Source organism: Brevundimonas sp., assembly GCF_044239655.1.
GTDB lineage: Bacteria > Pseudomonadota > Alphaproteobacteria > Caulobacterales > Caulobacteraceae > Brevundimonas.
The window spans coordinates 1-17,118 of sequence record NZ_JBIIAY010000065.1 but is presented as its reverse complement, the minus strand read 5'-3'; the positions used below and the strand labels follow the sequence as shown (position 1 = coordinate 17,118).

The window sequence follows — 17,118 nt, the reverse complement described above, 5'->3', positions numbered from 1 at the left end:
GTCGCCAATCGCGAGCTGACCGAGGACATCCGGCTGATCCATGCCGAGAGCAGCGGCTGCTACGGCTCACCCCGCGTCCACGCCACCCTGCGGCGGCACGGTCGTCGCGTCGGCCGATCCCGCGTGGAGCGGTTGATGCGCCGCGCCGGTCTGCGAGGGCTGGCCGCCCTGCCGCGTCGCGCCTGGACGACGAACAGCCGTCACGGCTATCCGATCGCGCCCAACCGGCTGGCTCGCAACTTCGAGGCGGCGGCTCCGAACCAGATATGGCTCGCCGATCTGACCTACATCCCGACCGGCGAAGGCTGGCTCTACCTCGCCGCCATCCTGGACATGCACACTCGCAAGATCGTGGGTTGGTCGATGCGCCAGACCCTGCATACCGAGATCGCCCTGGACGCCCTCAACATGGCCGTCGAACGCCAACGGCCCGCGCCCGGCCTGATCCACCATTCCGATCGCGGAATCCAGTATGCCGCAGAGGCCTATCGCTCTGCGCTGGCCCGATCCGGGATCACTCCCTCCATGAGCCGCAAGGGCGATTGCTGGGACAATGCGCCCATGGAGAGCTTCTTCCACACCCTCAAAACCGAGCGTGTCCATCACCGCGCCTACGCCACCCGGGACCAGGCCCGTCGGGACCTGTTCGGATACATCGAGGGCTTCTACAATCCCCGCCGCCTGCACTCGTCACTGGGCTACATCAGCCCCGCCGAGGCCGAACGCAGAGCGGCTTAACCCCGTCCACTTTTGCGGGGGAAGATCACTATTCGAGTAGTGGTCGCAACTAAGTTGACAACACTCACTGGCCGAAAGGTAAGGGGGACTTCCGAGTCTGACCCATTGCGGCGCTGCGGAACGTCCACTTCAAGTGTGAAAACGGTTGCGAGCCGTTGCAGCGGATGCTGACGCAGAGTCGATGCACAGCCGGCTTGACTTGATGTCCCTGATGACGACCGCGCCAGATCAGCTGGTTTGGTTCAGGTCGTCCGCACACCGCCTAGCGCGCGCTCGTCGCAACGAGGGCGTCGACGTAGGACTGTCGCAGTGGCTTGGCCTGGAACGACGAGTCGTACGGGGTCGGCCGCAACGGCAGGCCGTCAGCCCGCCGCTGCAACGTCTGGAGCCAGCTGTATTTGTCGACCATGCCCCAGACGAGCACCTCGTTCGTCTGGCGATAGCCCAGGAACAGATCGAGCCACGCGCGCGCAAACGCTGCGGAGGCGATGTCGCGCTCCTGCACCGTGCCACCGCGATTGGCGTCCATGATGTCCATTTCGGTGATCTTGAGCTTGTACCCGAGCGCCACCACCGCATCGAGAAACGGCCTCATGTTGCTGGTGTTGAAATTGATCACGTTCTGAACGGGGTCGACTGGATTCTGCGAGTAGAAACCGATGTGCGACTGGACGCCCAGGGTGTCGACGGGAACGCCGCGCTCCCTGAACCCGCGCAACAGGGTAAGCACGCCCTCGCGATGAACCGGCGTGCCGCCGTCCATATAGTCGTTGTAGACCAGTTCGGCGGCCGGCAGTTCCGCGCGCGCGGTCCGGAAGGCGAGGTCAAGCAGGCTGGTGTCACCTCCAACCGCAGTCGACAGGGAGTTCACGCGGCGCTGGCCGGTGCTGGGCTCGATCGCCTCATTCACCACGTCCCAACTCTTGATGCGATTGCCGTAGCGGCGAGCGACCGTCTGGATGTGGTTACGTACCAGCCCCTCGGCTGACGCGCGCGGATTGGCACCGAAGTCATAGTTCTGGAGCCACAGCGGAAACCGTTCCTGGACGTACCACAGGAAGGTGTGACCGCGCATCGCCAGCCCCCTGGACTCTGCGTAGGCCAGCATCTGGTCGGCCCTGGCAAAGTTGAATGTCGCCTCGTTCGGGCGGATCTCGGTCCATTTAAGCTCGTTCTCCGGCACAAGGCTTGAGCAATCCTGCTCAAGCAGCGCGGCATAGGGCGGGTAGTTGAACGATCCCGCGTCCACGCCCGGATTGTTCCACGCAAAGGTCGATCCAAACAGCAGGTTCTTGGCCGCAGCAGCCACTCGGGGTGTGGCCGGTGGCGGCGGCGGCGGCGGCGGCGGCGGCGGGGGGGGAGGCGGAGACGGCGGGGAATCCGGTTGCACAGCGGTGGTTCCTGCACTCGATCCCGAGCCGTCGCCGCCGCATGCCGTCAGACAAAGGCCGGCTCCGAAGGCCAGCGTCGTACGCCGCGAAACTTTTTCCATTCCTGTTCCCTCTGGATTGACGGATCGTGCCCGGAGCGGGGTCGGCAAGCTGATTTTCTGATCGACGGCAGGCGCGCCCGTTGCCCCGAAAGCAGTTAGCTCGGGTTGATTGTAATGAAGGCTGGAGGCGACTTAGTTCGAGGCTCTCGCGGTCGTCATGGTCTCTGCGGCGAGCATCATCTCGATATAGCTGGGGCCCAGGTTGACCACGTATTCGTTCTCTCCCCACAGGAAGGGCCAGTCCTCCTTGTTCTCGGGAAAATCCGGCTTGATGATCAAGACGCCAGGCACAACCCCACCGGCGATGAATGAAAAGTCAGCCCGGTTGCTGCCGTAGGCGACTTCCTTCGAGACCGTCCCGACGCCCGACACCAGGGAGACGTCCGAACCCGGGTGGTTGCCATGGATGAAGTCGACGGCACGCAGAAGGGCTTGCCCATCAACGATCTCGGGGAAGGCCCTGGACAACGCAAACGCGGTCAGACCGTAGTCGATGACCTGACCGCTGCCGGCCCAGCCACCCGTCCCGATGGGGACGCCGTATGGATTGGCCCGCGTGTGGGTGTCTGACTCTGCCTGCCAGCGTCTGGCAGCAACTTCCAGTTCGGTACGAAAGTCCGCCGGCATGAATTCAAGCGCCGCCAGCGCCGTGCGAAGCGCACCTGGCGATGGGCTGTCGAGCTCGGCCCAAAGCGAGGCAACGCGATCAGAATAGATCTCCTTGCGCGTCGCCCTCAGCAACTCGACGGCAGCGGTGAATGCCTCGATCTCCAGCGGGCCGCCCGTGGTATTGCCGTGCCGGAAGGTATCGGGGGTGCGGCCTTGTTCGTCGGCCCAGATCCTTTCGGCGATCGCCAGGCTCTTTTCGGCGAGCGGGTCACGGAAGCCCTGAAGCACGCGGTTGGCGGCCGCTAGCGCGGAGATCGAGCCATAGTTCAGCGCACTCGATTTGCTGGTGAAGGCCCAGCGGTCGTCGGGATCGCCACTGTGGCCGTTCACCTGTTGGCCCGGTTCAAGCGTGGCGTCATAGATCAACCCATCGGTCTTCGACGCAGCGTCACCAAGGTGGGTGTACTGCGCCACATCGGGCTCGACGATGCCGTGGATGGCGTGCCCGACGGCATCGAACTGAGCCACAAGCTGTAAGGTCCCGTGCTCGACCTGCTGCAGGATGTCAGGTTCGCCGTCCGGCACATGCATTTCAACGCGTCGGCGTGATTGGTTGATCAGGGTCTGGTCGCGGCCTGGGCGGTGTTGCTCCCAGATGGATACCAGAGAGCGGACCACGGCATACTGGGTCTGGGTGCGCTGATCGAAGTCGCCCGCGTCGAGCCAGCCGCCAACGGCCAGGCCCGGGATATGCTCACCCGGCGCAAAGCGCGTGTCCGTGGTTGGTCCCTGGCGATACAGATCGATATGTTCGTGATTGAGAGGTGCCTGCCGGGCGTCGTCGCGATGTGGGTCGCCATGCCAGACCCGATACGCCTCGTTGACGAACATGTGGTCCATCTGAACGGGTAGAAAGACGTCGTTGGTTGGCTTCCAATTTCCGGATAAGGCGTCGGCCGTGATGCGGAAGGGTGCCGTTCGCGCGCCGCCCGCCTCGATGACGTACAAGCCGGCATCTTGAACCGACGAAAAGTCGAAGGTGCGGTAGTCGTAACGGAGATAGCGGCCCCAGGCGCTGGTCGGCCCGGTCTGCGCCTCGGTTTCCGTCCCGTCCGGGCCGATCCGTATCAATCGCGCGTCCACGGCGGCGGGCGCGTTCGGATCGGCCTCGATGACGGCGACTTTTCGCTGTTTGGGGGTATATCCGATCTGGGAATGGCCGATGACTGCCGGACGGGTCCAACCCGGCACGCTGTTGGCGGCCAGGGTCCATTCGACAACCGTACCTGTCCGGTCGGCGGGTATCGCTGTGCGGATCACGAACCACCCGTTCTGAGCCTGGTTCCGCCCGTCGAACAGCTCGATCTGACCGGTTGCGGACGACACGGTCACGCGTCGCGCGGCATTTTCGGGGGCCAGAACGAATGTCTGGGCAGCTGCGAAGGGGAGGGGCTCGGCACCCGGCCCGAAATCACGACCGCTCGCCGCATTCCGCACAGGACCGGTAACCATGTCGCCGGCTGGGTGGAGCGGGAACATCCCGGGCGCGCCGTCTGCCATGTAACTGTGCCGAACGTAAGCGGATGGCAGAAACTCCAGGTTCAGTCCTGCCTTGCCTTCGAGTGCCTCGGGCAGGGGTTGATCCAGGATCACGCTGAGCTTCACGGCATCACCCTGGGGCGCGGCCACGATCTGGTACCGGAACCCGTAGTCGGAGTATTCCAGCACTGCCGTGATCGTGCCGGTCTGTGAGTCGACTGCGCGACTCACCAAAGTGCCAATCGGGTCCCACTGTCCGGGCGTCGATGACAATCGAACGTCACCGTTCGTCGCAGTTCGCACGCCTTGCTGAATGAGTTCAACTCCACTGATCTTGGAATCAGCGAATAGACCGTCATACCAGTTGGAAAAAACCAGCCAGTTGACACCCGGCACCTCAAGGTAGCCCGCCTCATTCAACCGTAGATCTGGATCCTGCGCGGCCGCTGGAGTGGTCGCCACTGCTATCACCGCCGCTAAAGCGATTATTGTGTGCTTCATGGCGTACGTCCCTCACCTGACAGCAAGGTAGACGGCCTCAGGGTGAGTGTTCAAGCTAAAATAGTCGGACAAATGGCGCGCTGATTGGGTTGCCTATCCGGGTCACGATCTCGACGCGCCTCTACGGAGTGCGCTGACCATTCGATCCGAGAGCAAGGCGGAAAGGACTGCCGAGGGGATTGACCATGGAAGCCTGCCCGACAGCTGGGCTTGTGACGTTAGAAGAGGCGTTCCAGAAGCTGGAGAGTTCCCATGTGATCCGCGTCCACAATCCTGAGCCGATGACGTTCGTCCAAGATCATGGACGTGCTCGCGGATGATCGGACGAACGCGTCATTCTAGGCGCCGACCATACGAGTGGCCGCCCATAGGCTCATATTGTCGGACATTTAAGAAGCGACCTGATGTCGGCCAAAATCCGACTTGTCAGTGATTTGGCGGGATACCACCGGCCGGTTGCGATGGGATCGGGTCCGGTTCATCGATCAGGATACGTGCTGCCGCCCCCTGAACGTCGTCGTACTGACCGGACCGAAGCGTCCACACGAAGGCCCCCACCGCGACAAGACCCAGCAGGACAGAGAACGGGGCGAGCAGGAGAAGGATGTTCATCCTGCACCCCGCAGCCGGAGCGCGTTCAAGGTGACCACAAGCGACGACCCTGCCATGGCCAGGGCTGCGACAAACGGGTTGACTAGGCCAAACATGGCCGCCGGAGCCGCCACGAGATTGTAAAGTGCGGCGAAGCCGAAATTCTCCAGCGCCCGCCGACGGGCGGAGCGAGCGATATCGATGGCTTCAACCACCGCCATCAGCCTGTCCTGGGTGAGAACCAGATCGGCGGCATTCTGGCTGGCTTCGATCGCAGATCCAGGTGCGATCGCAGCATGGGCTCGAGCCAGGGCGGCCGCGTCGTTGAGGCCGTCGCCGACCATCAGAACCTTGTGCCCGGAGGCGGCGAGACGATCGATCGCCTCCGCCTTTTCGCCGGGCAACAATCCGGCCCGCCATGTCGAAATCCCCAGGTGACGAGCCACAGTCGCCACCACGCTCGCCTGGTCGCCGGACAGAATTTCGACATTCACTCTTCGTGCCATCAGGGCGGCTATTGTCTGTGCTGCGTCTGATCTGGGGGAATCCGAAAACCGCAGACGGACTTTTGGTCCTTCGTCGAAACCGAACCACAACTCCGTTTCCGACGCGCGGAGTGTTGGGGCCCCGACAAAGGCCGCGCGACCCAGGCGCGCAGGCCGCCCGTTGATCAGTCCCGCGACGCCCAGGCCGGCGTGCTCGACGACATCCGTGGCGATTGAGCCATCGCCAGCGGCGCGGGCGACGGCCCGGGCCATCGGATGGTTGGAGGCCCGGGCCAAGGGAGCCGCCATGACCACTGAGGATCGGGGCGTTTCAATCAGGACCGGTCGGCCCTCGGTGAGGACGCCGGTCTTGTCGAACACGACGTGATCGATCTCGGCCAGTCTTTCGAGTGCGGCACCTGACTTCACCAGGACCCCGCGTCGAAACAGCCGGGCTGAGGCCACGATCTGAACCGCAGGCACAGCCAATCCCAAGGCGCAGGGGCACGTGACGATCAGGACTGCGACGGCGCGGACAAGCGCCTCGCGCGGGTCCAGTCCAAACGCCCAGCCGCCGACGAAGGTCAACAGAGCGGCGGCGTGGACCAGGGGGACATAGAGGGCGGCCGCTCGATCAGCGAGGCGCACATAGCGCGACCGGGATTGGGCACCGGCCTCGATCAGCCGCGCAATCCCCGCCAGGGTCGAGTCTTCTGACCCAGCCGTGGCCCTCAGGGTCAGGAGGCCCGCCAGGTTCACTGCCCCGGCCCGACACAACTGGCCAAAGGCCACCCGATCAGGCGTGCTTTCCCCCGTCAAAAGGCTGTTGTCGAGCAGCGCCTCTCCGTCCTCAAGAGTGCCGTCGACCGGAATCCTGTCACCCGGCCGAACACGAATCCGGTCGCCGGGACCGACATCACCGAGCGGAACCGATCGCTCGAAGCCGGCCTCGTCGACCAGAGCCGCGGTAGGAGCCTGCATCGCGAGAAGATCACCGGCGGCGCTGCGTGCGCTCTCCTTTAGCCGGTGATCAAGCCAGCGCCCGATGAGCAGCAGAAAGAGCAGGGAGACCGCGGCATCGAAATAGGCGTCGCGGCCATGCAGTATCGTCTCCGAAAAGCTGATGGCCAGGGTCAGGATGACGCCAACCGAGATCGGGACGTCCATGTTCGCTCGGCCTGCACGCAATGACCGCCAGGCCGACTCGAAGAAGGTCATCCCGGCGAACAGGGCACAGGGTGCGCCGACGGCCGCCGACATCCACATCATCATCGTGCGGGTCGCCGGACCCAGTTCCTGATCGAACAGCCCAGCCCACAGGGGAACCGAGAACATCATGGCGTTCATCGCCCCGAAAGCGGCGACAGCCAGGGCCAGGATCAGCTTGCGCCCCTCGCGGTCGCGCTGCTGCAGGGCAACGCTGGGATCGTAGGGGGTGGATGGATAACCCATCTGCGCGAGGGTTCGGACGACGCGGTCGGGATCGATCGCTCTGTCGGACACTTCGATCGCGAGGCGCCCGGTCGAGAGATTGAGCCGCGCGGACTGGACGCCGGTCAGGGCCGAGACCTCCCTTTCGATCTTCGAAATGCAGCCCGCGCAACGCGCGCCGGTCACCAAGAGGTCCAGACTGGCGCGCCCGTCGTCCCGCCGTCGGACGAAGGCCGACATGTCGCGCCCGATCGCCGTGTCCAGGGTCATGGCCATGTCAGCCTCCGCTCGGCGATGAACGCTCGTTCGCCGCCGTCCCGGGCGCTGATCCTCACGTCCCAGGCCCCAGAGCGCGGACCCGCCGCCTCGTATCGTCCAGGTCCTGTCTGGGTCAGCCTGACCTCGGCGCGCCCCTGTTCCGTGGCCGGGCGTTGGAGCACCGCCGAGACGTTCAGGCCCGACAGGGGGACACCGCCGCGATCCTCGATCAGGACCTCGAGCCCGGCCGGCGTCGCCTTTGCGCCGGCGCGCCAGCCTAGGGCGTCCTGCGCTCTCAGCCGCCCGAGTTCGGTATTGTAGATCAGCCCGGTCTCATAGGGTTTAGCCTCGACCTGGCCGGGGTGGGTTCGATAGGCGATCACGAGGAAGCTCATGTCGACGCCCACGACGAGGGCAAAAAAGGCGATGACACCCACGGCGACGTGCCATCCCTTGACGGCGAATGGAGGGCGGATCGAAGCGGTCGGCGCGGTCATTCAGAGAGGCTCCCGTATTCAAACGCCGTTTCAATGCTGCGGGTGCGATCGTCGGAGATCACCTCGAAGGTCGCGTCACGGCTTCCGCTATTAGCCTCGCTGGCGGGGGCCGTGACGAACAGGCGGATCGGGGTCACGCGGTTCGGAGCCACTTTAATGATCAATGGCCCCGTGCCGGCGTGGCCGGGGTTGCTCAGAGCGGCACCGGGGACGCCCGCGTAGCGGATCTCCAGCTTGGCCGCCTCGAAGCCATGGTTGGCGATCTTGAGTGTGTAGCCGTTGCGCACGGCACCGTCGTGAAGCAGGACGTAGGCCGGATTCCGGTCGCGAAGGGCGTGGACGACGATTTGTTCGCGGCTGCTCAGACCCCAGACCATGAGTCCGCCGACCAATGCCAGCGCCCCGCCATAGTAGACCGTTCGCGGGCGGAGGAGGCGGTGCTGTGGCTTGCGTCCCTCGCACCGGGCCGAAACGGCGGCGTCGGTGTCATAGGCAATCAGTCCGCGCTGACGCCCGACACGGTCCATGATCTCGTCGCAGGCATCGATGCACAGGCCGCAGTTGATGCACTCCAGCTGAGCGCCCTTGCGGATATCTATCCCCATGGGACAGGCGACAACGCACTGGTTGCAGTCGATGCAGTCGCCTCTGCCAACCCAGGTCTCGGCCTTCTTGTGAGGGCCGCGCGGTTCGCCACGGTTGTAGCGATAGGTGACCTGGAATGACTGGTCGTCCAGCATGGCCCCCTGGATGCGTGGCCAGGGGCACATGTAGGTGCAGACCTGCTCGCGCATGTGGCCGGCAAAGACATAGGTCGTGAAGGTCAGGATAGCGCAGGACACATAGGCGGTCATCGGTGCGGTCCCGACCCAGAACGTCCGGATCAGTTGCGGCGCGTCATGGAAATAGAAGATCCAGGCCCCGCCGGTACCGAAGGCGATCCCCATCCAGACGGCGTGCTTGGCAGTCTTGCGCCACAGCTTGTTGAACGACGTCGGTGCCGCGTCGAGGCGCATGCGGGCGTTGCGGTCGCCCTCGAACATCCGCTCGACGTATATGTAGAGGTCGGTCCACACCGTCTGAGGACAGGCATAGCCGCACCACAGGCGGCCGAACAGGGCCGTCACCAGGAACAGGGCAAGAGCCGACATCACCAGCAGACCGGTGATGAAATAGACCTCCTGAGGCCACAGTTGGATCATGAAGAAATAGAACCGCCCGCCGTCGAAATCGACGAGCACGGCCTGGTCCGGCAGAGTGCCCGGGCGCTCCCAGCGGATCCAGGGCGTGACATAGTAGATTGCCAGCATGACGATCAGCAGCGCCCATTTGAGCCATCGCCAGGGGCCGTGTACGAGCTTTGGATAGATGGGCGTCCGGGGTTTGTAGAGACCGGTGGGTCGCGCCTTTTCACGCTGGCGTTCAGCGACCGAGACCGGGCCCTCGCCCGGCGTCTTCTGGCGGGTCCGGTCGATCAGGACGGTCATGGGGCCGGCACTTCAACCTGCACGACCGAAGGTTCGCCGCCGTCGGCATTGACGTGGACATAGACCGCCAAGGCCTTGATCACACCCGGCGAGAAGCGGCTTTCCCACGCAGGCATGACACCATTCCGACCATTGTGGAGCTGACTGGTAATCGCGACGCGATCCGAACCGTTCAGCCATTCGCGGTCCGTCAGGTCGGGCGCGCCTATCGCCCGTGATCCCGCGCCCGTGGGCATGTGGCAGGCCGCACAGTTGTCGGCGAACAGAGTGGTGGCGCGGGCGACGGCTTGGGCGTCAGCAGGTCGGCCAGACAGCTTGACGACGTATTCCGTCAGGTCGGCGATTTGAGCCGGCTGCAAAAGTCCGTCGCGACCAAAGGCAGGCATCTGGGACGTTCTGGCATTGGCATGTCCGGAACGGACGCCGACCCGGATCGTGTGCTCGATTTCCTCCAGCGAGCCGCCCCATAGCCAGACGTCGTCACGGAGGTTGGGATAGCCCTTCACTCCGCCGCCACCTGCGCCGTGGCAGCTGGCGCAATTATCGCCGAACACGGACTGTCCGACGGCCAGGGCGTGGGCCTGGAGTTCCGGATCCGCCTCGATCTGCTGCAGGGACGCCGAGGCGAGCATAGCATCGCCCTGGCCGCGCTGCGCTCGAAGCGCGCCCAAATCCTGGGCCACGGCGGCCCTGTCGGACTGCTTCAGCATTCCGGGCGTGTAGCCACGGATCCCCGGCCACGCCGGCATCAGGACCCAGTAAACGATCGAGAAGGCGATACAGGCGTAGAAGACCCAAAGCCACCAGCGGGGCAGGGGACTGTCCAGCTCCTTGATGCCGTCCCATTCATGCCCGGTCGTATCCACGCCGGAATGTTCGTCGCGCTCGCGTTCAGACATGGTCGTCCTCGTCCTTCTCGAGCGGGAGTCGGGCAAGGCGGCGGAAGGCCTCGCCGTTACGGGGCCACAGGGCGTAGCCAATCCCGGCGAAAAAGATCGCGCCGAAGTAGATCAGACCGCCTTGCTGGGCGAAGCGGGCCACAGTCTCGTAGTCCAGGCCACTCATCGCATATTGTCCGGGTCTTCGGCCTGAAAGGTGCGGAAATCCACCATCGTGCCGAGTTGCTGAAGGTAGGCGATCAGGGCGTCCATCTTGGTCAGACGCGCCGGGTCACCGTCGAAATCGCCTTGAACGATGCGGGGGCCATAGCGACCACGAAGCGCCGAGGTCTCGCTGGCATAGGGATCGACCTGCGCCAGTGCGTCCGCTTCGGCGTTCGCGATCTGATCGTCGGTGTAGGGCACGCCCACCGTTCTCATGGTCGCCAGCTTGGCGCGGATGGCATGCAGATCCAGGTCCTGATCAGCCAGGAAGAGGTAGGGAGGCATGTTCGACTCTGGCACGACGGCCCGTGGGTCGCTCAGGTGCTCGCGGTGCCACTCGTTGGAGTATTTGCCGCCGACGCGGGCCAGGTCCGGCCCCGTCCGTTTGGACCCCCACTGGAACGGATGGTCATACATACTCTCAGCGGCCAGGCTGTAGTGCCCATAGCGTTCGACCTCATCGCGCAGGGGCCGGATCATCTGCGAATGGCAGCTGTAGCAACCCTCGGAGATATAGACGTCGCGACCGGCGAGTTCGAGCGGCGTGTAGGGGCGAACGCCCTCGACCTTTTCGATCGTGCTCTCGACCCAGAATAGGGGCGCGATCTCGACGATGCCGCCTATGGAGACGACGATGACGATGCCGATAATCAGCAACAGGGAGTGCCGCTCAAACGGTCCGTGTTTCTTCCACATGGCGATCCTCACTCGGCCGGCAGCAGTTGCGGCGCGATTGTCGTCGCCTGGACGCTCTCGACGGATGTCGAGGACGGCATGCGGATCGTTCGCCACAGGTTGTAGGACATGATGAGCGTGCCGCTCAGGTACATCAGGCCGCCGACGGCGCGGATGACGTTCTCGATGTGCTTGGCGGCGACCGTCTCGATGAAGCTGTTGGCGAGATACCCGTCGGGCGTGTACTCCCGCCACATCAGGCCTTCCATGATGCCCGAGACCCACATCGCGGTGATGTAGAGAACGATGCCGGTGGTCGCGATCCAGAAATGCCATTCGACGAGGGCGTTCGAGTACAGCCGGTCCTTCTTCCATAGCCAGGGAACAAGACAGTAGATGGCCCCGAAGCTGATGAAGCCGACCCAGCCGAGCGCGCCGGAATGGACGTGACCGATGGTCCAGTCGGTATAGTGTGACAGGGCGTTGACCGTGCGGATCGCCATCAGCGGCCCCTCGAAGGTCGACATGCCGTAGAAGGCGATGGCCACGACCATCATCCGGACCACAGGATCGGTGCGAAGCTTGTCCCAGGCACCCGACAGAGTCATCAGGCCGTTGATCATCCCGCCCCAGGACGGCATCCACAGCATGATTGAGAAGGTCATGCCCAGGGTCTGTGCCCACTGCGGCAGGGCCGTGTAGTGCAGGTGGTGCGGACCCGCCCAGATGTAGATGAAGATCAGCGACCAGAAATGCACGATCGACAGTCGGTACGAATAGACCGGCCGATCGACCCGCTTGGGCACGAAATAATACATCATCGCCAGGAAGCCGGCCGTCAGGAAGAACCCTACCGCGTTGTGGCCGTACCACCACTGGACCAGAGCATCCTGCACGCCGGCGAAGGCCGAATAGCTGCGCGCCTCGAGCAGTCCCACCGGAACGGCGGCGTTGTTCACCAGGTGCAGCAGGGCGACGGTGACGATGAAGGCGAGATAGAACCAGTTGGCCACATAGATGTGCGGCTCCCTGCGCTTCCAGATCGTGGCGAGGAACACCAGCAGGTAGGCGACCCAGACGACGGTCAGCCACAGGTCGACGTACCATTCAGGCTCGGCGTATTCGCGCGACTGGGTGATGCCGGCCAGATAGCCGGTCGCCGCCAGGACGATAAACAGCTGGTAGCCCCAGAAGACGAACCAGGGCCACATACCGCCCGCCAGCCGTGCCCGGCAGGTCCGCTGAACGACCCAGAAGGAGGTGCAGATCAGGGCGTTGCCACCGAAGGCGAAGATGACCCCGGAGGTGTGCAGGGGGCGCAGACGACCAAAATTCAACCATCCGGCCTCCGGGAAATAGAATAGCTCCGGCCACGACAGCTGGGAGGCGATGAGTACCCCCACCAGCATGCCCACGACGCCCCAGAACATGGTGGCGATCACCCCGGCGCGAATGACACCGTCCGAATATCGCGCCGGATTTGCCCGGAACCGCCCGTTGTTGATCCCGAGGGTCATGGCCGCGAGCGACAACACCCCGGCCGCCAGCAGAATATAGCCGTGGAAGCGGAACGACGGGTCATCCGTGGCCGCCGTCGCGAGAAGGGCGACCAGTGTCAGCACCCCCAGGGTCACGAACAGCGGAATAGTCCCGGTGTCGAGTTCGTCGGTCTGTGTTCGATTCGGCATTCACGCCCCCTTGTCTTCAAGGGCTTTGCCGCAACGCAGCAGCAGCGGCTTTGATCTATCGCAAAGCATGATTGCGCCGTTCGGGGTGTGATGACCGGCGGAGAGCCGAAATGCCAATCATCACCGATCAAGAGCGCAACATCCTTGTGGGAGGACCGCTCGCTCTCGCGGCGTCGTCGGCGGCGCTTGCCTTGGCTCTAGGCATAGACGCCTTCGACCACATGGCATTCTCCGCGAGTCTCTGTGGAGGCACCACGGAACACTGCAGCGCATGTTTCGCCGCCTTGGCATCGCTTGCCGTTGCCGTGATATCCGGCGGTGTGAGCGTCGCCGTGTTTCGGGCGTATCGCACCAGCGGAGTTGCGGCATGACCTCTGCCGCGAGTGCTCGGTTCGACTACAAGGCCGCATTCGAATCCGCAGTCGACCAGGTGAAGGGCGAAGGTCGCTATCGCGTCTTCGCCGACCTGAAGCGCGTTCGTGGCCAGTTTCCCAGGGCCGTGCGCCGGCGGGATGACGGAACCGAGCAGGACGTCATCATCTGGTGCTCGAACGACTACCTCGGCATGGGTCAGCATCCAGCGGTGCTCGAGGCCATGCAGGCCGAGATCGACGCCGTGGGCGCCGGGGCCGGGGGCACCCGCAACATCTCGGGCACGACACGGTCGGCCGTCGATCTGGAAGCCGAACTGGCCAGCTGGCACCAGAAGGAAGCCGCCCTGCTGATGACCTCGGGCTATGTGGCCAACGAGGCGACCCTGACGACGCTGCAACGCATCCTGCCGGGCCTGATCACCTTTTCCGATTCGCTGAACCATGCCTCGATGATCGCCGGGATCAGGAACGGTGGCGGTGAGCGGCACGTCTTCCTGCACAACGACCTCGAACATCTCGAAAGCCTGCTGGCCTCGGCCCCCGCTGATGCACCCAAGCTGATCGCCTTCGAGAGCGTCTACTCGATGGACGGCGACATCTCCGACCTGGCCGGCACCATCGCCCTGGCCCGGAAATACGGTGCCATGACCTATCTGGACGAGGTCCATGCGGTGGGCCTGTACGGCGCGACCGGGGCGGGCGTTGCCGAACGCGACGGCGTCCTCGACGGCATCGACATCATCGAATGCACCCTGGGCAAGGCGATCGGCGTGATGGGCGGATACATCGCCGCCGACGCGGTGATCATCGACGCGGTGCGCAGCTGGGCCTCGGGCTTCATCTTCACGACCTCGCTGCCGCCGGCCCTGACCGCCGGGGCCCTGGCCTCGGTGCGTCACCTGAAAGCCCACCCCGAACTGCGCGTCGCCCATCAGGAGCGTGCTCAGACCCTGAAGGACCGCTTCGCCGCTGCCGGCATTCCGGTCATGCCCAGCGAGAGCCACATCGTCCCGGTCTTCGTCGGCGACCCGGTTCACACCAAGATGATCTCGGACATGCTGCTCGAAGAGTTCGGCGTCTACGTTCAGCCGATCAACTATCCGACCGTGCCCAAGGGCACCGAACGCCTGCGCTTCACCCCCTCGCCCAACCACGACGACGGCATGATGGACGCCCTGGTCAGCGCCATGGACAAGCTCTGGACCCACTGCCACATCGCCCGGATGCCGGCGGCGGCGTGATGGCCGACGGCCTCGGCGAGGTCATCGTCGAATCCACCCGCAACGGGACCTATCTGAAGGTCACGGCGGTCCACGTGGCAACCGGTACAGAGGCGACAGCCGTCGGGCCGGCGCACGAACCCAAGGCCGTGGAGCGGCTGGCGATCGTCAAGCTGAGGCGGGCTCTGGGGGAGGGGTGACGACTGCTGCCATGTCCTGACACCAGGGCAGGTTAGTGAGAGGCCTTGCAAGGACCAGCCCCCATGACCCTGACCGCCGTTTGCCACTGTGGTGCCACCCGGATCGAGATGGACGGGCCGCCAAGCTCGGCCAAGACCTGCAACTGCACCTACTGCCAGCGCGTCGGCGCGGTCTGGGGCTACTACCGGCCCGAGGAAATCCGCGTCACGGCGACCGAAGATCGCGTCTATTCGCCCAGCGGTCTGAACGACCATCATTTCTGCGGCCGATGCGGCGGCAACACCCACGGGTTCTCGCCGGACTGGGCCTCGATGTATGACGACAACGGGCAGCTTAAACCCGGGATGAAGGAAGGGGTGCCGGAAGCGCGCTCGGCCGCGGTCAACCTGAACATGGTGGAGGGCCTCGATCTGTCGACCCTGACGATCGAGGCGGTGGACGGCCGCAACAACTGGTAGCGAGCGGATCGTCGCAGGGCCGGCGAGGCCTCCCGACACAAGATGTTGTGGTGAACGGGCGCGCGGACTAGATAGGCGGCCTCTTATTCCGTCAGCCCGGACATGCCCGTGACCGCCACTACCCATGACGCCTATTTCTCGCGCGGTCTGGCCGACGCCGATCCGGATGTCTTCGGCGGCATCCAGGGCGAACTCGGTCGTCAGCAGGAACAGATCGAGCTGATCGCGTCGGAAAACATCGTCTCCAGGGCGGTCCTTGAGGCGCAAGGATCCGTCCTGACCAACAAATACGCCGAGGGCTATCCGGGGCGGCGCTACTATGGCGGCTGCGAATTCGTGGACGTTACCGAAGACCTGGCACGGAACCGGGCCAAGGAACTGTTCGGCTGCGCCTTCGCGAACGTCCAGCCGCACTCGGGGGCCCAGGCCAACCAGGCGGTGTTCTTCGCCCTGCTGCAACCCGGCGACACCTTCCTGGGGATGGACCTGGCCTGTGGCGGCCACCTGACGCACGGCAGCCCTGCCAACCAGTCGGGCAAGTGGTTCCGCCCCGTGACCTACAAGGTCCGCGAGGACGACAATCTGATCGACTACGACCACGTCGCCGAGATGGCGCTGAAGGAAAAGCCGAAGCTGATCGTGGCGGGTGCCAGCGCCTACAGCCGTCACATCGACTTCAAACGCTTCCGCGAGATCGCCGACAGTGTCGGGGCCTATCTGTTCGTCGACATGGCCCACTATGCGGGTCTGGTCGCCGGCGGGGCCTATCCCGATCCGCTTCCCCACGCCCATGTCGTGACGACGACGACGCACAAGACCCTGCGCGGCCCGCGCGGCGGGATGATCCTGTCCAACGACATCGAGCTGGGCAAGAAGATTAACTCGGCCGTCTTCCCTGGCCTGCAGGGCGGGCCGCTGGAACATGTCATCGCCGCCAAGGCCGTGGCCTTCGGAGAGGCGCTCAAGCCTGAGTTCAAGCTCTATGCGAAACAGGTCGTCGCCAACGCCCAGGCCCTGTCGGCCGTGCTGATCGAGCGGGGCCTGGCCGTCGTCTCGGGCGGTACCGACAGCCACATCGTCCTGGTCGATCTGCGCCCCAAGAGCGTGACCGGCAAGGCGACCGAGCTTCAGCTCGAACACGCCCTGATGACCTGTAACAAGAACGGCGTGCCGTTCGACACGGCACCCTTCACCGTTACCTCGGGCGTTCGCCTGGGGACGCCGGCCGGCACCACGCGCGGCTTCGGTGTGGAGGAGTTCAAGTCAATCGGTCACTGGATCGCCGACGTCGTTTCGTCGATGAACGGCGGCGACGAGGCCGATCCGGCCGTGATCGCCGAGGTCGCCGGCAAGGTGCGCGAACTGACGCGCCGCTTCCCGATCTACGGATAGGCCGCAGATGAAGTGCCCGTTTTGCGGCCATCAGGATACGCAGGTGAAGGACAGCCGACCGTCGGACGACGGCTCGGCCATCCGGCGTCGGCGGTCCTGTCCGCAATGCAGCGGGCGGTTCACGACCTTTGAGCGGGTCCAGTTGCGTGAACTGGTCATCCTGAAGCGTAACGGCCGGCGCGCGCCCTTCGATCGTGACAAGCTGGAGCGGTCCCTGTCGGTCGCCCTGCGCAAACGCCCGGTCCAGGCCGAACAGGTCGAGCAGTTGGTCAGCCGCATCACGCGTCAACTCGAAAGCCTGGGCGAGACCGAAATCGCCTCCAGCGTCGTCGGGGACTTCATCATGAAGGCGCTCAAGAGCGTCGATGAGGTCGCCTAT

The 17,118-nt window shown here is 64.4% G+C and carries 17 protein-coding genes; 7 read left to right on the top strand and 10 right to left on the bottom strand.

What is annotated here, in order from left to right:
* On the top strand, nt 1-738 hold a 738-nt coding region (locus ACILQR_RS10070), incomplete at its 5' end, for an IS3 family transposase (RefSeq protein ID WP_395651296.1).
* Between the two features lie 262 nt (nt 739-1,000).
* Here ACILQR_RS10070 and ACILQR_RS10065 read toward each other — a convergent pair.
* The 10 genes from ACILQR_RS10065 to ccoN all read right to left on the bottom strand — a co-directional run bounded on the left by ACILQR_RS10065 (nt 1,001) and on the right by ccoN (nt 12,923).
* Nucleotides 1,001-2,047, bottom strand: a complete 1,047-nt coding sequence (locus ACILQR_RS10065) for an endo-1,4-beta-xylanase (protein ID WP_395651295.1) — start codon at nt 2,045-2,047, stop codon at nt 1,001-1,003.
* Between the two features lie 315 nt (nt 2,048-2,362).
* The gene (locus tag ACILQR_RS10060) at nt 2,363-4,879 is read right to left on the bottom strand and encodes a glycoside hydrolase family 9 protein (protein WP_395651294.1); all 2,517 of its coding nucleotides are present in this window, start codon (nt 4,877-4,879) and stop codon (nt 2,363-2,365) included.
* A gap of 426 nt (nt 4,880-5,305) precedes the next feature.
* A complete protein-coding gene (gene ccoS, locus ACILQR_RS10055; RefSeq protein ID WP_395651293.1) occupies nt 5,306-5,491 on the bottom strand; it encodes a cbb3-type cytochrome oxidase assembly protein CcoS in 186 nt (61 codons plus the stop codon).
* Nucleotides 5,488-7,656, bottom strand: a complete 2,169-nt coding sequence (locus ACILQR_RS10050; RefSeq protein ID WP_395651298.1) for a heavy metal translocating P-type ATPase — start codon at nt 7,654-7,656, stop codon at nt 5,488-5,490. Before ACILQR_RS10050 ends, ccoS begins: the two co-directional genes overlap by 4 nt.
* A complete protein-coding gene (locus ACILQR_RS10045; RefSeq protein WP_395651292.1) occupies nt 7,653-8,141 on the bottom strand; it encodes a FixH family protein in 489 nt (162 codons plus the stop codon). The genes ACILQR_RS10050 and ACILQR_RS10045 overlap by 4 nt, the downstream gene beginning before the upstream one ends.
* Nucleotides 8,138-9,628 carry a cytochrome c oxidase accessory protein CcoG gene (gene ccoG, locus ACILQR_RS10040; protein WP_395651291.1) on the bottom strand — a complete coding sequence of 497 codons (1,491 nt, stop codon included), beginning with the start codon at nt 9,626-9,628 and terminating at the stop codon, nt 8,138-8,140. The genes ACILQR_RS10045 and ccoG overlap by 4 nt, the downstream gene beginning before the upstream one ends.
* On the bottom strand, nt 9,625-10,527 hold the full coding sequence (gene ccoP / locus ACILQR_RS10035) for a cytochrome-c oxidase, cbb3-type subunit III (protein WP_395651290.1): 903 nt from the start codon (nt 10,525-10,527) through the stop codon (nt 9,625-9,627). Before ccoP ends, ccoG begins: the two co-directional genes overlap by 4 nt.
* Nucleotides 10,520-10,693 (bottom strand): cbb3-type cytochrome c oxidase subunit 3, encoded by a 174-nt coding sequence (locus ACILQR_RS10030; RefSeq protein WP_395651289.1) that lies wholly within the window; start codon nt 10,691-10,693, stop codon nt 10,520-10,522. Before ACILQR_RS10030 ends, ccoP begins: the two co-directional genes overlap by 8 nt.
* On the bottom strand, nt 10,690-11,427 hold the full coding sequence (gene ccoO, locus ACILQR_RS10025; protein WP_395651288.1) for a cytochrome-c oxidase, cbb3-type subunit II: 738 nt from the start codon (nt 11,425-11,427) through the stop codon (nt 10,690-10,692). The genes ACILQR_RS10030 and ccoO overlap by 4 nt, the downstream gene beginning before the upstream one ends.
* An 8-nt stretch (nt 11,428-11,435) precedes the next feature.
* Complete coding sequence (gene ccoN / locus ACILQR_RS10020) at nt 11,436-12,923, bottom strand: cytochrome-c oxidase, cbb3-type subunit I (RefSeq protein ID WP_395651297.1); 1,488 nt, start codon at nt 12,921-12,923, stop codon at nt 11,436-11,438.
* Between the two features lie 281 nt (nt 12,924-13,204).
* Here ccoN and ACILQR_RS10015 point away from each other — a divergent pair, with 281 nt between their 5' ends.
* The 6 genes from ACILQR_RS10015 to nrdR form a co-directional block, all read left to right on the top strand.
* Nucleotides 13,205-13,465 carry a hypothetical protein gene (locus ACILQR_RS10015; protein ID WP_395651287.1) on the top strand — a complete coding sequence of 87 codons (261 nt, stop codon included), beginning with the start codon at nt 13,205-13,207 and terminating at the stop codon, nt 13,463-13,465.
* Nucleotides 13,462-14,709 carry a 5-aminolevulinate synthase gene (gene hemA / locus ACILQR_RS10010; RefSeq protein WP_395651286.1) on the top strand — a complete coding sequence of 416 codons (1,248 nt, stop codon included), beginning with the start codon at nt 13,462-13,464 and terminating at the stop codon, nt 14,707-14,709. The genes ACILQR_RS10015 and hemA overlap by 4 nt, the downstream gene beginning before the upstream one ends.
* A complete protein-coding gene (locus ACILQR_RS10005) occupies nt 14,709-14,888 on the top strand; it encodes a DUF6898 family protein (RefSeq protein ID WP_395651285.1) in 180 nt (59 codons plus the stop codon). Before hemA ends, ACILQR_RS10005 begins: the two co-directional genes overlap by 1 nt.
* A 63-nt stretch (nt 14,889-14,951) precedes the next feature.
* Nucleotides 14,952-15,347 carry a GFA family protein gene (locus tag ACILQR_RS10000; protein WP_395651284.1) on the top strand — a complete coding sequence of 132 codons (396 nt, stop codon included), beginning with the start codon at nt 14,952-14,954 and terminating at the stop codon, nt 15,345-15,347.
* A gap of 108 nt (nt 15,348-15,455) precedes the next feature.
* Nucleotides 15,456-16,739: a serine hydroxymethyltransferase gene (gene glyA, locus ACILQR_RS09995; RefSeq protein ID WP_395651283.1), complete on the top strand. Its 1,284-nt coding sequence runs from the start codon at nt 15,456-15,458 to the stop codon at nt 16,737-16,739.
* A 7-nt stretch (nt 16,740-16,746) separates the two neighbouring features.
* Nucleotides 16,747-17,118 (top strand): transcriptional regulator NrdR (gene nrdR, locus ACILQR_RS09990; RefSeq protein WP_395651282.1); only part of this gene is annotated, 372 nt, incomplete at its 3' end.